11 protein-coding genes are annotated in these 14,746 nt (G+C 71.4%); 9 read left to right on the top strand and 2 right to left on the bottom strand.

The window, feature by feature from the left end:
- Positions 1-6 precede the first annotated feature (6 nt).
- The 3 genes from AC6JA9_RS39100 (at position 7) to AC6JA9_RS39090 (ending at position 4,462) form a co-directional block, all read left to right on the top strand.
- Complete coding sequence (locus AC6JA9_RS39100; protein WP_497958662.1) at positions 7-435, top strand: hypothetical protein; 429 nt, start codon at positions 7-9, stop codon at positions 433-435.
- Positions 432-3,275 carry a lipoprotein N-acyltransferase Lnb domain-containing protein gene (locus AC6JA9_RS39095; RefSeq protein ID WP_497958661.1) on the top strand — a complete coding sequence of 948 codons (2,844 nt, stop codon included), beginning with the start codon at positions 432-434 and terminating at the stop codon, positions 3,273-3,275. The genes AC6JA9_RS39100 and AC6JA9_RS39095 overlap by 4 nt, the downstream gene beginning before the upstream one ends.
- 698 nt (positions 3,276-3,973) lie before the next feature.
- Entirely contained in the window at positions 3,974-4,462 is a 489-nt protein-coding gene (locus AC6JA9_RS39090; protein WP_497958660.1) for a hypothetical protein, read from the top strand.
- 32 nt (positions 4,463-4,494) lie between these two features.
- Here AC6JA9_RS39090 and AC6JA9_RS39085 read toward each other — a convergent pair whose 3' ends face one another.
- Entirely contained in the window at positions 4,495-5,163 is a 669-nt protein-coding gene (locus AC6JA9_RS39085; RefSeq protein WP_497958659.1) for a dienelactone hydrolase family protein, read from the bottom strand.
- Positions 5,164-5,256: 93 nt separating this feature from the next.
- On the opposite strand from AC6JA9_RS39085, the gene AC6JA9_RS39080 reads away from it, so the two are divergent.
- Positions 5,257-5,763 (top strand): GreA/GreB family elongation factor, encoded by a 507-nt coding sequence (locus tag AC6JA9_RS39080; protein ID WP_497958658.1) that lies wholly within the window; start codon positions 5,257-5,259, stop codon positions 5,761-5,763.
- A 9-nt stretch (positions 5,764-5,772) separates the two neighbouring features.
- On the opposite strand, the gene AC6JA9_RS39075 is transcribed toward AC6JA9_RS39080, so the two are convergent.
- Entirely contained in the window at positions 5,773-6,489 is a 717-nt protein-coding gene (locus tag AC6JA9_RS39075; RefSeq protein ID WP_426744591.1) for a class I SAM-dependent methyltransferase, read from the bottom strand.
- Between the two features lie 90 nt (positions 6,490-6,579).
- On the opposite strand from AC6JA9_RS39075, the gene AC6JA9_RS39070 reads away from it, so the two are divergent.
- From AC6JA9_RS39070 to AC6JA9_RS39050, 5 genes are all read left to right on the top strand, one after another.
- Complete coding sequence (locus AC6JA9_RS39070; RefSeq protein WP_497958657.1) at positions 6,580-7,686, top strand: vWA domain-containing protein; 1,107 nt, start codon at positions 6,580-6,582, stop codon at positions 7,684-7,686.
- Positions 7,683-9,113 (top strand): choice-of-anchor D domain-containing protein, encoded by a 1,431-nt coding sequence (locus AC6JA9_RS39065; RefSeq protein WP_223782852.1) that lies wholly within the window; start codon positions 7,683-7,685, stop codon positions 9,111-9,113. The genes AC6JA9_RS39070 and AC6JA9_RS39065 overlap by 4 nt, the downstream gene beginning before the upstream one ends.
- Positions 9,110-10,570: a hypothetical protein gene (locus tag AC6JA9_RS39060; protein ID WP_497958656.1), complete on the top strand. Its 1,461-nt coding sequence runs from the start codon at positions 9,110-9,112 to the stop codon at positions 10,568-10,570. The genes AC6JA9_RS39065 and AC6JA9_RS39060 overlap by 4 nt, the downstream gene beginning before the upstream one ends.
- Before the next feature lie 161 nt (positions 10,571-10,731).
- On the top strand, positions 10,732-13,647 hold the full coding sequence (locus AC6JA9_RS39055; RefSeq protein WP_497958655.1) for an IPT/TIG domain-containing protein: 2,916 nt from the start codon (positions 10,732-10,734) through the stop codon (positions 13,645-13,647).
- On the top strand, positions 13,644-14,696 hold the full coding sequence (locus AC6JA9_RS39050) for a hypothetical protein (protein WP_408888882.1): 1,053 nt from the start codon (positions 13,644-13,646) through the stop codon (positions 14,694-14,696). Before AC6JA9_RS39055 ends, AC6JA9_RS39050 begins: the two co-directional genes overlap by 4 nt.
- Positions 14,697-14,746: the final 50 nt, after the last annotated feature.

Here is a 14,746-nt window from a genome sequence, read left to right as displayed (position 1 = left end):
GGGCGCGTGGTGTCGGCGACGACGGTGGCGGCCACGGTGATTGGGCTGGGCGTGGTCATCTGGCGCGTCGTGGCGGCGGAGCGACGCAAGGGGCCTCCTCCCGAGGAGGTGGGGCGCGCGGCGCAGGTGTATCTGCAGTCGAGGACGCACCAGCTGCGCGAGGACCTGGCGCTGGGCGCGGGGCCCACGGTGGAGGACCTGGCGGCGGCGGCGAGCATCCGTCGGGAGAACCTGCCGACGTTCGGCCGGCTCCTGCGCGCGAACCGTCGTGAGCTGCTGGCGATGGCGGACACGCGGACGCTCACGGCCGAGCGCGCGCTGGCGTGGCTGGCGCGGGTGGGGGAGCTGGCGCGAACGGACCCGAGGCTCGATGAGGACCGACGCGCGTTCCTCGCGGTGCATGGGGAGGAGGTGGCCGCGGAGGTGGCGCGGTGAGCCGCGGCGTGGTGTGGCTCGTGGTGCTCCTCGCGCTGCCCGTGTGGGCGCGAGCGGCGGGGGTGGTGCGCGAGGGGGACTCGGAGCCGGGGGCCTCCCCGAACGAGGACTCGCTGGCGGCCCGTGTCCACGCCCTGTCCCGCGCGGGACTGGTGCTGCGAGACGCCGCGGCACGCGACGCCGTGCTCGTGCGTGAGGTGGAGCAGGGACTCCAGTCCCTGCCCCCCGCGATGAGGCGCTTCCCGGGCGGCCCGCTGGAGCTGGTGCTCCACGCCGAGTCCTCGCCGTTGGGCCTGGGAGACGGAACGCAGACTCGCCCCGACTGGTCCGAAGGCCACGCGCGCTTCCATCTCTACCGGTACGCACCCTCCCAGGACCGTCGCGCCACGCTGCGCCTCTCCCGGCTGACGGACGAGGACGCCGAGCGGCTGTGGCGACGTCGCGCGGTGGTGCACGCGGTGACGCAGCGGTGGGAGGACGTCTTCGCCTGGAGTCGAGAGACACGGTGGCGCCGGTTGTCCGGCTGGATGAAGCCCTTCGAGCGTCCCCTGGTCTGGAAGGAGCAAGCACGCTTGCACTACGCGGGCGCCTTCAGTCGCGAGCGAGGTCAGCACAGCGCGGCCCTGGACCTGGTGACGTTCGCCGAGGAGCTGTTCGTCCCGGTGGAGTCCCTGCGCGAGGACGCGCTGTCCGTGGACGAGCAGGTGCGCTGCCAGGAGTTCTCCAAGACGCGCGCGCTGACGGAGTTGCTGGAGTCCTCGGGCCTGGGCGCCTGGCCCGTGCGCGCACCCTGTCCCGCCTTCGATGCCTGGGCCGAGCGCGACCTGCTCTCCCACCTCGAGGTGCTCATGGTCGCCGCCACGGGACGACAGCCCGAGTCCCTCTTCGGACATCTCCTCCTGCGTCCGGTGTGGCGCGAGGGCGCCCAGGTGCGCGGCCCCTCCTTCGAGCGTGTGGTGCAGCTCGTGGCCCTCACGGGCATGGAGCCCAAGGGCCTGGGCTACGTGGTGAAGGGGATGACGGGGAGCTACGACACCGTCTTCCTCACCGGCACGCTGGGCGACCTCGCGCACGAGTCGCTCGAGCTCGAGCAGCGCACCATCCGCCGCTTCCGCCTGCGCCTGACGCACGGTGAGGAGACGCGGATGCTCGAGCGCATCTGGGAGCTCGAGCGGCGCGGGTACATGGGCTACTACTTCTTCACCGACAACTGCGCGAGCGCGCTGCTCTTCCTGCTCAACGGTGTCCTGGAGAATGACCGTCAGGTGCGCCCGCCCGGACTCATGTGGGTCCTGCCCTCGGCGACGCTGGATGTGCTCGCGAAGCTGGAGGTGCTCGGCAAGGCGGGGCCCGCGGGCCCGCTGCTGGAGCTCATCCCGGACGCCTTCGAGTCCACGGGAGAGCGCGCCGCGCGAGCGGACAAGACGCGCCGCGAGGCCCTGGAGTCGCTCTCCGGACACGTGGACGCGCGACCCTTGTCACGCCTCCTGTCCCTCCACGCGCAACTGCAATCCCGGGAGCCCGAGGTCCGAGGCGAAGCCTACGCCGCGCTGCCGCGAGTCGTGACGGCGGTGCTCGACACCGCGACCCCCTCCGCGCGCGCCACCGTGCGCCAGACACTCCACGCCTACGTGGCCCACGCGGTGAGGGTCGAGCGCGCGGCGGTGGACCGCATGGACGGCGAGCGGCTGCGAATCGAACGCCAGCGATTGCTGGCCCTGAAGACGCCCGTGGCCGGCTCGGCCGAGGCGGGGATTCGCGAGCGCCAGCGGGTCTTCGAGCGAGAGGACGCGCTCCAGCGCAAGCTCGCGGTGCTGGACCGCACGGCGCTGCTCCAGCAGGCCCTGGCCACCGCGCCCCGTCGTCCACCGACGCCCGAGGAGCTGAAGGTCCTGGTCCGCGCCGAGCGCACCGAGGCCACCTTCATCCTCGCCACCGACGCACAGGGCGCACTCAACGACGGCGTGTTCGCGGACGTGGACGCGGTCGCCTTCCTCGGTGAGGACCGCCGCCGCAAGGTGGCGGACGAGACGCGCTGGGCGGCCTCGGCGCTGCGCGAGTCGGGCGCGGCGCGCACGGTGGTGAGCGTGGGCGTGGGCTTCCCCGACACGGGCGCCGTGCGCCCCCTGGTCAGCGTGCGCACCGCGGCCCTCGCGGAGGCGCTGGGCGATGCGCGCCAGCACGGCTTCCAGGCGAGCAGCGAGCTGCGCGTCCTCGACGGCGAGCTGTCCCTGGAGCCGCGCTGGGGACCGCCGCGCGTGGTGTCCACGGACATGACGCTGGTGGGCTACCGCACCTTGCAACGAGAGCCGCTCGCGCTGCGTGGCTCCGCGTGGGACTCGCTGGGCTGGGGCGCGGAGGCGCGCGTCGCCACGGACACGGCGCGCGCGGAGCCCTACCGCGCCACCGTGCAGGCGGAGGCGCTGGTGGTCATCGACGAGGCCGCTCGCTTCTCGCGCTTCACGGCGGTGGGCGTGGGCGGGCTCGCGAGGATGCACTGGAGCCAGACCTCCCTCGCGCCCGCGGCGGGGCCTCGCTTCTCGCTGACCCACCGCACGGGGCTGCCGGGCTCCGGCGCCAACGCGGTGCGCCTGGAGGCCGCCTACGCACCCACCTGGCGCCTGGGCGACGCGCGCCTCACGCACGAGGCGGGCGCATGGCTCCAGGTGGAGCTGTGGCTGGGGCGCGCGGGGCCCTTCGGCGTGCTGCTCACTCCTCGCGCACAGGCCCGGTGGGAGGGCTCACTCGCTCCACCGTCACGTCGGGATTCACCCGCACCGTCGACGTGGTGGTCCGGTATGTCGGACCGTCGGCTGCTGGTCGGGTTGGAGCTGCGCTGAGGTCCTCGGTGAACAGGGGGCGGCTGGCCGCGCCCGTCACGGCGCCGATGAACGTGCCGATGACATGCAGCGCTATCCAGCCTCCGAAGCCCAGCCCGGAGAAGATGCGCAGCGAGTTGTTGCCGGCGAAGAACGACAGCCCCGCGAGGATGGCGGGCACGGCGATGGAGCTCACCACCGCCGCGGCCAGCGCGCGCTTCAAGGTGCGCGCATGGAAGCCGCCGAACACGCCGCCGATGAGCCCGTTGAAGAGCGGCACGAAGAAGACGACGAGGCTGGTGAGGACCATCGTCACCACGCTCACGTCGAAGCGGTTGTGCTTGAGGTGGATGCCATCGGGCTTCATCCCGATGCCCGGCGGCAGCTCCGCGTAGGAGAACTCCCGGTGTACGTCGTGCACATAGGGCGGAGGCGAGGTGTCCTTGTCGGTGCGGACCATCTCCATGGGGTACGAGCCTTTCGCGGCGGGCGCGGTGCACCCGGCTCCCGTTCAGGTGGGGCTGGCGGCGGGCATCGGGAAGGGCCGCTGACTCCACCGGAGGGCGGGCCGGCTGGGTGGCCCCAGGCTCCTTCCGGGGAACAAACCCGGGAAAACCGCTTCCGTGCCCCGAGGGGCGGACGTGGTGGGGCTTGGCGGCCCGCCGTCTGCGGCTATGCTGCCGCGCCCGGTAGTCCCCTCACGTCCGTACGGAATTCCCATGAGCCTTCGTCGAGCCCTGCTGACCGTCGTCCTCTCCTCCACCGCCCTCCTGTCCGCCTGTGCCCTGCGCCCGACCTACCGGGAGCTGGTGGCGCCGAACGCCGCCGAAGTCACCGCGGGCCAGACGGTGGCGCTGCGCGTGGTGGACGGCGCTGGCAAGCCCGTGCAGGGCGCCAAGGTGCGCGCGGGCGAGCGCCGCACGCGCATGAACCTGGTCAGCGACGCGGACGGCCTGGTGACGCTGGAGACGAACGCCGACCTGCTGAAGGAGAACCCGCTGGTGGAGGTGGTGCTCCCCAAGGGCGTGTCGCAGTACCGCCTGCAGCTCGTTCCCTCGGGTCAGTCCCCCGCGGAGCAGGCGCCCCAGGCCCCTGCCGCCCCGGAGCAGGCGCCTGCCCCCGAGGCCCCGGAGGCCCAGCCGACGACGCCCGCCTCGCCGGAGACCGCGCCCCAGGCTCCCGCCACGCCGGCGACCCCCGGCACCTGAGCCGGGAGTCGTGAGCCCCCTTCGCGCGAGGCTCAGCCGAGCTTCGCGCGGAGGAAGTCCACCGTCCGGGTCCACGCCCGCTGTGCATTGTCCGGCGAGTAGACCTCCGGACGGGTGTCGTTGAAGAAGGCGTGGTTCGCGTCGTAGCGGTGGAGCTCCGCCGGCACGTTCGCCTTCTTCAGCTTCGCCTCCAGCGCGTCCACCCGGTCCGGCGTGCACCAGTCATCCTGCGTCGCGAAGTGCCCGAGGATGGGCGCGCGGATGCGGGTGACGTCCACGCTGTCCGGCGGAATCCCGTAGAAGGGCACCACGGCGTCGAGCCCCGCGTCGTTCGCTCCCGCCAGCAGCGTCAGCGCGCCGCCCATGCAGAAGCCCAGGACGGCGACCTTCGTGCCGGCGCCGCCACGCTGGCGCAGCGCCTCCGTGGCGTCCTTGAGGGCCTGGCTGGCCTTGCCCCAGTCCATCTGGGACAGGAGCTTGTCGGCCTCCTGCGCGTCCTTCGTCGTGCGGCCGCCGTACAAATCGGCGGCGAAGACGGTGAAGCCCTCCTTCGCGAGCCGGTCGGCGATGCCTCGGATGTGCTCGTTGAGGCCCCACCACTCGTGGACGAGGACCACCGCGCCCTTCGCTGGAGTGGCTTCACTCAGATAGCCCGCCAGTTCCTGGCCCTGCTTGCCCGTCAGCCTTGCCTGCCCTGCCATGCGTGCACCCCTTGAGTGATGGACGAGGCGGCGTAGCTTAGTCTCACGGGCGCGAGGTGCCCGGGTCCGAAGTGGACTGTGTCGGAGGTCGGAATGTCGAAGGCGTTCACGAAGGAGGACTCGGGCGGGGACGAGGTGTTGGTGCCGCCGCGGCCGAAGTCCTCCTCGGGCGACAAGCGCTACATCACGCCGGAGGGCTATCGCGCCCTGCAGGAGGAGTTGGCGGCCACGCAGGGGCCGGACTCCGGGGCCGAGGGGCTGACGCCGCTGGAGGTGGGAGTCCGGCGCCAGGAGCGCGAGCGCCGCGCGCGCCACCTCGCCGCCACGCTGGAGGAGGTGCGCGTGGTGGAGCCGGAGGCGGCGCGGGAGGGCCGTGTCTTCTTCGGCGCGTGGGTGGAGCTGGAGGACGAGGGCGGCGAGCGCACGCGCTATCGCATCGTCGGCCTGGACGAAGCGGACGTGAAGTCGGGCCGGCTCAGCGTGGAGTCTCCGCTGGCGCGGGCACTGCTCGGCAAGGAAGTGGGAGATGCCGTGGTGGTGGAGCGGCCTCGCGGGGCGGTGGAGTACACCGTGGTGTCCGTGGAGTACGCGTCACATTGAGGCGCGGCGTCAGCGCTTCGTCGCGATGACGGTGGCCAGGGGCGTGAAGGGCTCGGGGAGGATGCCGTCGCGGACCTCGACGCTGAAGCCCTGTGCCTCCAGCAGCGCGCGGGCGCGCGGCACCAGGAACGTCAGGTAGTACATGACGAAGGGCGGCTTCCACAGGGCGTTGCGCACGCGCATGGCGGCGTTGAAGCTCCGGGCCACCCAGTAACCGGGGCGCAGCTTCGACGGTGGATGGCCGGTGACGAAGAGGAACCGCCCCCCGGGACGCAGGGCCTGGTGGATGCGCTGAATCAGCCGGGGCTCATCGGCTTCGAGGATGTGGCCGAAGGCGCCGAAGCACGTGGCCACGTCGAACGCGGCGTCGAAGGTCATCTCCAGCGCGTCACCCCGGACGAACTCGAGGGCGGCGGTGCCCGGTGCGCCGGAGAGCCTGCGGTCGGCTTCCTCGAGCATGCCCTGGCTCACGTCGATGCCGGTGACCCGCTCGCGGGCCAGCGGGCGCAGGTGGCGCATGGCGGCGCCGGTTCCACAGCACACGTCCAGCGCGGTGCCGACGGAGCCCGAGGGGCCCAGGGCTTCGATGGCGGCGCGGAGCACGGGGTCCGGTGTGCGGAAGGGCGTGTAGTCGAACTTGGGGGCGAGCAGGTCGTAGCCTTGCTCGACGGAGGAGAGGGCCTGCTCGGCCAGCTCGAGGAGGGTGGGCCCCTGACGGTGGAACATGGTGCCCGAGGATGTAGCGCACCCGGGGCCCGGTCAGGGCGGGTTCTCGGCGGAGATGTGCACCATGAACGCTCGGGGTAGGCTGGGCGGATGCGCCGTGTCGCCGTCGTCGCCTTCCTGGCGCTCCTCTTCGTCGACTGTCGGGATGAGCGATTGGTGCCGTCGCTCCCGCCGGGCTTCCACGTCGATACGTACGCGCAGCGCTCGGCGTCGGCGGTGGATGTGTTGTGGGTGGTGGATGATTCGGCCTCCATGGCGCCTCGCCAGGAGTCGCTCGCGCGCAACTTCCAGGCGTTCATCTCGCTCTTTCGCGAAGGGCGCATCGACTACCGCATGGGCGTGGCGACCACGGACACCTTCGCGCGTCCCGGGGAGCTGGTGGGCACGCCGCGGGTTCTGCGTCCGGACACGCCGGGGCTGGAGCAGGCCTTCGCGGACAGCGTGCGAGTGGGGACGGGAGGGAGCGCGTACGAGAAGGGGCTGGAGGCCGCGCGTCAGGTGCTGGAGCGGCTGGCGCGCGAGAACGCGCCGGTGCTGGAGGCGCGAGCGGCCTGCGTGTCGAGCTGCGCCACGGATGCGTGTCGGGAGGCGTGTCGCGCGACACATGCGGTGGAGTTCCTGCGTCCGGACGCGTGGCTGTATCTGGCGTTCGTGACGGACGAGGACGACCGCTCGCCGCACGACGTGCGCATGTACTGGCGGGAGTTCTCGCGAGCCAAGGGGCTGGGCAATGACGGGACGGTGGTGGCGTCGGCCATCATCGGGGATGTGCCCTCGAATGGCTGTGGCGCGGAGCCGGGGACGCGGTACGCGGAGCTCGTGTCCTGGATGGGCGGAGCGCTGGGGAGCATCTGCGACGAGGACTTCGCCGAGACGCTGCGCACGCTGGCGACGAGCGCGGTGGGGCTGAGGCGCTCGTTCGCGCTCGCGCGTGTACCTCGGGAGGACTCGCTGAGGGTCCGTGTTCGCCACGCCTGTGGGACGCCGGAGTCCTCTCTGAGGGCCTGTGTGTCGGTGGACCGCGCGGCTTGCGAGGGGCGGTCGGCGGAGGCGCTCGAGGTGGTGTGCGTCCCCGAGGCGGGAGGCGAGCACGGGTGGGTGTACCAACCCGAGCGTGGGACGGTGTTCTTCGCGGGGGACTCGGTGCCGGGGCTGGGGTCGCGGGTGGAGTTGGAGTACGTGGAGGAGGGGTCGTGAGGCGCGGGTGGCTCGTGTGCTGGCTGTTGGTGGCGGCCTGTGGGAGGGACGCGCCGCCGTCCTCGGTGGTGCCGCGCTGGGTGGCGCCCGCGTCCACACTGGATTTCGGTGCCGTGCCCGCGCTGAACGAACGCACGGTGTCCCTGCCGTTGGTGAACGTGGGACGCGCGTCGCTGCGAGTGGTGAGCGCGGTGGTGAAGGAGGACGGCAGCCCGTTCCGAATCATCTCCGTTCCCGAGGAGGTGCCCGCGCAGGCAGAGACCTCACTGGTGCTGGCCTTCGTGCCGCCGCGTGAGTCGAGCTACACGGCGACGCTGGTGCTGCGCACGGACGACCCCATTCAAGAGGACGTCGAGGTGTCGCTGCGAGGAGAGGGGCGCACGGCCGCGGCGCTGGAGTTGGAGCCCGCGTTGCTCGACTTCGGGCGGGTCGCCGAGGGACATGTCGTGGTGCGGCCGGTGAGGCTTCGCTCGCGAGGGAGCGCGCCGCTCGTGCTGGAGTCACTGACGCTCGAAGCGCCTGCGTCTCCTGTGTTCCAGCTCGTGGGCTCCACGCGGACGCCCGCGGTGCTGGACCTCGCGAGTGAGGTCGAGGTGTCGGTGCAATACGCGGTGCCGTCCGGTGTCGCCGCCGAGGACGTGAGTGGAGCCCTGGTGCTGCGGACCACGGACCCGGACCAGCGCGAGGCGCGAATGCAGCTGCGAGGCAGCGTGAATCTCGCGCCGGTGCCCGTGGTGAGCGCTCCGGGCGAGAGCGTGCCGGGAGGCGAAGTGGTGCTGGAGGGCACGGCCTCGATGGACCCGGATGGAGACGGTCCGCTCACGTACGCCTGGGAGCTGGTCTCGCTGCCCGTGGGCGCGCGTGCGCAGGTGTTGTCCCCAGGGGCGTCCAGCAGCGTGTTGCGCTTGGATCCGGTGGTGTCGGGTGAGTACGAGGTGGCGCTCACGGTGACGGATGCGGCGGGCGCGCGCAGCCTGCAACCCACGCGTGCGCGAGTCGTGGCGGTTCCCGCCCAACAACTGTGGGTGGACGTGACGTGGAGCCACGCGGAGACGGACCTGGACCTGCACGTGCTGCGAGGCGTGGACGCGGTGCTGGGGTCCGTCGATGACTGTCACTACGCGAACCCGCGTCCCGACTGGGGCGCACCCGGATTCGCTGAGGACCCGGAGCTGTTGAGGGATCGGCTGACGGGCTTCGGTCCGGAGGTCTTCGGCTACGAGCGCCCCGTGTCAGGCCCGTACCGGGTCGCGGTGGTGCTCTCGCGCGAGAACGGCGCCGTGGACCCGCGCAGTGAGGCCACGGTGCGGGTGTATGACCGGGGCGTGCTGAAGGGCGAGTTCCGTCGCACCCTGTCGCGCCAGGGTGAGGTGTGGACGGTGGCGGACGTGCAGTGGCCCTCGGGTGTCGTCACGGAGGCGCCGTGAGGACGGGGTGGTGGCTGTTGGGGCTGTGCTGGCTCTTCGCCTGTTCCTCCACGGAGAAGATGCCACCGGGGCCGGAGGTGGACCCCGGCCCGAAGACCTGTGCACGGCGCGAGGACTGTGATGGAGGGCAGGTCTGCACGCTCGCCGAAGTGTGTGGCGCCTGTGAGTCGAGCGGTCAGTGTCGGCTCCGTGAGCGCTGCGAGGCCGGAGCCTGTGTCGCGCGCGAGGGCTGGGGCGAAGCGTGTGTGGCGCACGCGGACTGCGCCTTGGGACAGTGGTGTCGCCAGGGACTGTGCCGGGCGAGGGCCGACGTGGTGCTGTGCCCGATGGGCACACGTGAGGAATGTCCGACAGGTGAGCGGTGCAACGCGGGCGCGCTCGTGTGCGAGGAGGACCTCGGGTGCATCGAGGACTCGGACTGCGGCGCCGAGGAGCGCTGCAATCCGGGCCTGCATGCCTGTGTGCCACGCTGCACCGAGGCCACCGCGTCGGCGGTCTGCGCGGAAGGGGAGCACTGCTCAAACGAGCGCTGTGTGCGGTGCGAGGAGGACTCGGACTGCGCGGTGGGCTTCACCTGTGACGCCGCGGGCCGCTGCACGGTGACGCCGAGGTGCTACTCGGACCGAGACTGCACGGTGCCCCACGTGTGTCACCTGGCGAGTGGGCAGTGTCTGCCGAGCCTGCCGCCCTGCTCCTCGGACGACGACTGTGAGTCAGACCGGCGCTGTGACCTCGGAAGCAGGGCCTGCATCCCCAGGAGCTGCCAGCCGGACGTGCTGGAGCCCAATGACACCGTGGCCACGGCCCATCCCGTGAGCGCGAGTCGCCATGTGCGGCTCACCCTGTGCCCAGGTGACGTGGACCACTATTCGCTCACGTTGGAGCGGGGTGACCAGCTCGGTGTGAATGTGGAGGCGGAGGTGTTCGCGGAGCCGGTGTTCTCCTCGTCCCTCCAGGATGCGAGTGGAAGGGTGCTGGCGACGGGGCGCTTCCGGTTGTCGCATGTCGTCGCGGAGCGAGGCCTGTACACGGTTCGCATCGCCTCCCGGGACGCGGTGCCGAGAGCCTACGACGTGGGCTTCTTCCTCTCGCGGGGAACACCTTGCGACGATGACGACCACGAGCCGAACGACACGGTCGAGACGGCCACGGCGTTGCCGGAGGACCTGAGGCTGGACGGGATGCTCTGTCCCGGGGATGCGGACCACCTGCGGTTCTCGGTGCCGCCCTCACGTGGCGCACGGGTGTCACTGTCGGGCTACACGGCGGACCGCGGGCTGCTGCGCCTGTGTGTCCTGAAGGGTGGCACCGAGCTGGGGTGCTCAATCGACACGACGGGTGCCACGGTGGAGCTGCCCGCGTCGGCGGTGCAGGGCCAGTCGCTCACGGCCAGGGTCACTGGTGATGATGCGCGCACGACGAACGGCTACACGCTCCAGGCGGAGTGGCTCCCATGAGGACCACGTCATCGCGGGTGTTCATCCTCCTCGCCACGTTGCTCGCGGCATGTGGTGGCTCCCCACGCCCCCCAGGGATTCCGCCAGACGCAGGGAGCGTTCCTGATGCGGGAGCGCAAGACGCGGGGACCCACGCCGATGCGGGCGCACCGAGCGCGCCGGTGATTCAGTCCGCGCTGCCCGCGCGAGGTGGGCGGGGCGGCGGGACCTGGGTGACGCTGAAGGGCCGAGGCTTCGTCGAGGGCGTGGCCCGTACCGCACCCGAAGCAGCAGCGCGCACGACGCTGCGAGTCGGCTCGAATCCCGTCCGTGACTTCCAGCTCATCGACGACTCCACCCTCGACCTGCGCACGCCTCCTGGAGTGGCAGGCACAGTGGACCTCACGCTCCAGAACCCGAACGGCACGGCAGTCTGTGAGTCCTGCTTCACCTACGTCGAGAGCTTCGACGTCCGCGCGCTCTCGGAGGACACGGGGGCGCTCTCCGGAGGAGAGACCGTGTCGCTGCTCGGCGAGGGCTTCCCCGAGGGGCCAGGGCTCCAGGTCCTCTTCGGTGACATGGCGAGTCCCTCGGTCACGCGAGTCTCCTCGTCGGAGCTCTGTGTCCTCGTCCCCAGGGGACGCTTGGCTGGTTCCGTGGACGTGCGAGTCCAGGGCCACGGTGTCGGTGACGTGCTCCGACGCGCGTATCGCTACCTCGAGGACACGCGCGTCACCCAGGTCTCACCGCTCACGGGTCCAAGAGAGGGAGGCACTGTCACCGTCATCACGGGCCAGGGCTTCGAGGGAGCGACTCAAGTCCTCCTCGGAGACACACCCGCCACCGCGCTACGGGTGGAGTCCTCCACGCGAATCGTGGTGACCACTCCACCCGCACCGTCCATCGGAGTCGCGCCCATCCGCATCGTCACGCCGAGAGGCACCTGGACCGTGCGCCAGGGCTTCGCCTACGTGGACGACTCCCCGAGTGCACCGCTCGCCCTGCATGGAGTCTTCCCGAGAGTCGGAGCCCGGGACGATGGCACCGTGACGCTGATGGGGACCTCGCTCGATGCGCCCGACCTGTCCGTCACCTTCGATGCCGTCCAGGCGCAGCTCGTGAGTGCCACCGCGACGACCGCCACGGTCCGGGTCCCTCCCCGGGAGACGCTCCCGCGCACGGTCTCCGTGAGTGTCCAATCCGGCGCCATGAGCGCGAGCCTCACCCAGGGCTACACCTTCCGTCTCGCGCTCGACCAGGTGACGCCGGACCATGGGCCCGCGACAGGCGGAACCCAGGCTCGACTCACAGGAACCGCACTGCCTCCTGACGCCGTGGTGCACGTCGGCGCACTCTCCGCGCCACAAGTCACGGAGTCGAGCGAGACGGAGCTGCGCTTCCTCACACCACCAGGAGGCGCGGGGCCGCACTCGCTCCATGTCTCCTCCGCGAGCGACCCGGAGAACGAAGCGCTGCTTCCAGCGTCCTTCACCTACGAAGCCGCGCTCACCCTGTCCCAGGTCGAGCCCTCCCGTGGTGCCGTCGCTGGGGGCGCCCGGGTCACGGTGAGAGGCGCGGGCTTCGTCGACGGAACGTCCGTCACGTTCGGAGGAGAACCCGCCACCGACGTGCTCATCCACGACGCGCACACGCTGACCTGTCGCATCCCGGCCTCACGAATCCAGGGACCCGTGGAGGTCGCCGTCGTCCATGGCTCACAGCGCTCGGCGCTCCCCGAGTCCTTCCACTACTTCGACCCACGAGGCCCCGGAGGTCTCTCCGGCGAGCCCCTGATGGGCACGTTGAACGTCACGGTGCTCGACACGTCATCGGGGAGCTATGGCCAACCCGTCTCGGGAGCCACGGTGCTGCTGGGCCCGGACCCCACGCCCCTCCTCCATGGCGGCACGGACGCGCGAGGACAGCTCACGCTCTCGGACCCACGCATCGCGGGCGCGCAGGTCATCACGGTCTTCAAGCCGGGCCACGACGCGGTGACGGTGGCGGGCATCCGCTCGGAGAACCTGACGGTGTACCTGCGCCGTCTCGACCGTGAGGGCAACCCCGGCAATCCGCCCGTGCCCGCGACCGCGCGCGTCTCCGGCCGCGTGCGAGGCTTCAAGCCCCCGCGACCTCTTGGCGCCAATGAGGTGCTCGAGGCGCGAGTCTTCGTGGCCCAATCCAGCCCCGCGTCGGGTCCACCGTTCACGGGAACGGGCGACCGTCGCGCGGAGACCTGGCGAATCCGCGAGGACGGAGGCTCCTTCCTCGTCCTGGCCCAGCCCGGGCTGCGCGCCGTGTACGCGGTGCTGGGGGTGCTCAGGGACGGCGTGGACTTCGAGCCCTATCTGCTCGGCATCCGCCGAGGTGTCGCGGCCTCGGGGACGCGGGCGGCGGAGAACCAGGATGTCATCTTCGACATGCACCTGGATGTCACCGCACCGCTCACCGTGGAGGGCCCACTCGTCATCGCGGGAGGCGAGGCACGGCATCAGGTCTACGCCTGGTTGGACCTGGGCGCGGAGGGCCTCGTGCCCCATCCCCACAACTGGGGCACGGGCACGCGCCTCTACACGAGCATCGAAGGACCCGGACCGCGCCTCGCTTTCCCACAACTTCCCCACGTGGACGGCGCGAACCTGCTCTTCCTCGACCTGCTGCGAGGAGCCACCGCGTATCCCCAGAGCCTGCTGTACCACCGTCAGCCGGGAGCCCTGAACGGAGGCGTGACACTCGCGCCGATGTTGCCACTGCCTGTCTTCACCCAGCCGGGTGCTCGCTTCGAGGGCACGGTGTCTTGGACGCCCACGGCCTCCACCGCCACGCCCGAGGTGCAGTTGCTCACCCTGCTCGCGCCCGGAACGGAGGGCGGCGTCCGCTGGACGGCCGTGCTCCCGGGAGGGCAGACGCAGGTGACGCTCCCCGGACCCGCGCTCGCGGCACTCCGCGCAGAACTGCCCGAAGGCGCGCGACTGCGAGCCGACCTCTCCCTCGCGCGAGTCCCCCGCTTCGAGTACTCGCAATGGACCCATGACGCGTTGTCCACGGCGACCTGGACGGCGTATGTCCTCGGGCGCTCGGAGGTCTTCGACCCGTGATGCGCCGTTGGACGTGGCTCGCCGTGCCCCTGTTGCTCCTCCTCGCCGCGTGTCCGAGTGACTCCTCCGTGGACTCGGAGGGCTGTCGGGTGGACGCGGACTGTGGCTCGCCCGCGGAGGCGTGCAACCCCGCGGGCTTCTGCCAGGACCGCGCCGGCTGTGAGTCGAACGCCGACTGCGCCGACGACTCCCTCTTCTGCGACACGAGCACCGGCACCTGTCTGACGCGAGGGCGCTGCGGCTCGGATGTGCACTGCCCGTTGGGCGAAGTCTGCGACGTGTCGCGGACCACCTGTGTCACGGGCTGCCGCTCCTCCGGAGACTGTCCAGGCACCGCCTGTCGCTGCCAGGACGCGCCATGCCTCTGTGACGCCACCACGCCCGAGGGCCGCGCGGCCTGTGCGCTCGGTGTCTGCGACGCGGGCTTCTGCGCGGACGCGAGCGACTGTGCCTTCGGCGAGCGCTGCGGTGCCGCGACATGCTTCAGCGACTTCGACCCCGTGCGCCGTCCCTACTGCGCGAGCTGCACGTACGGCGGCGGTCTCCAGGTCTGCGGCCGTGGCGCCAACTTCTGTCTGCGGGAGACCGCGAGCCCCGGCACCGCCTTCTGCGGCGCGGACTGCTCGGAGGGACAGGGCTGTCCCCACGGCTACCAGTGCGCGGATGTGGTGGTCGTCGCCAGCCGCGCGCGCTGCCGCTCGGATGCGGAGTGCGCGCCCTCGCCGGCTCTGCCGTGCCGCGAGGATTCACACTGCGGACGCGGCGGTCAGTGCGTGAAGACCCAGGGCCAGGAAGTCGGCGCGTGCGCTGGGCGCTGCTCCATCGCGGAGGGCGACGTGGAGGGCTTCTGCACCTGCCAGCAGGACACCGACTGCGTGCAGGACGCGTGCAGCCAGGGCACGTGCACGGTGAGCCGTCGCGCGTGTGGCAGTGACGTCGACTGTCGCCCCATCCGCTGTGTGGACCACCAGGGCGCGGGGGGCTGCCTCGTGGGCCGCAACTGCGCGCCCGAGGAGGGCCTCACCTGTGCCGAGGTCGCTCCTCGCTGACGCCTCCGTGGAGTTCATGTCCTACATCGGCCCCCTATGTCCGAAGGGGG

This window comes from Myxococcus sp. MH1 (assembly GCF_059738865.1).
This window is presented reverse-complemented; position numbering and strand designations above follow the sequence as displayed.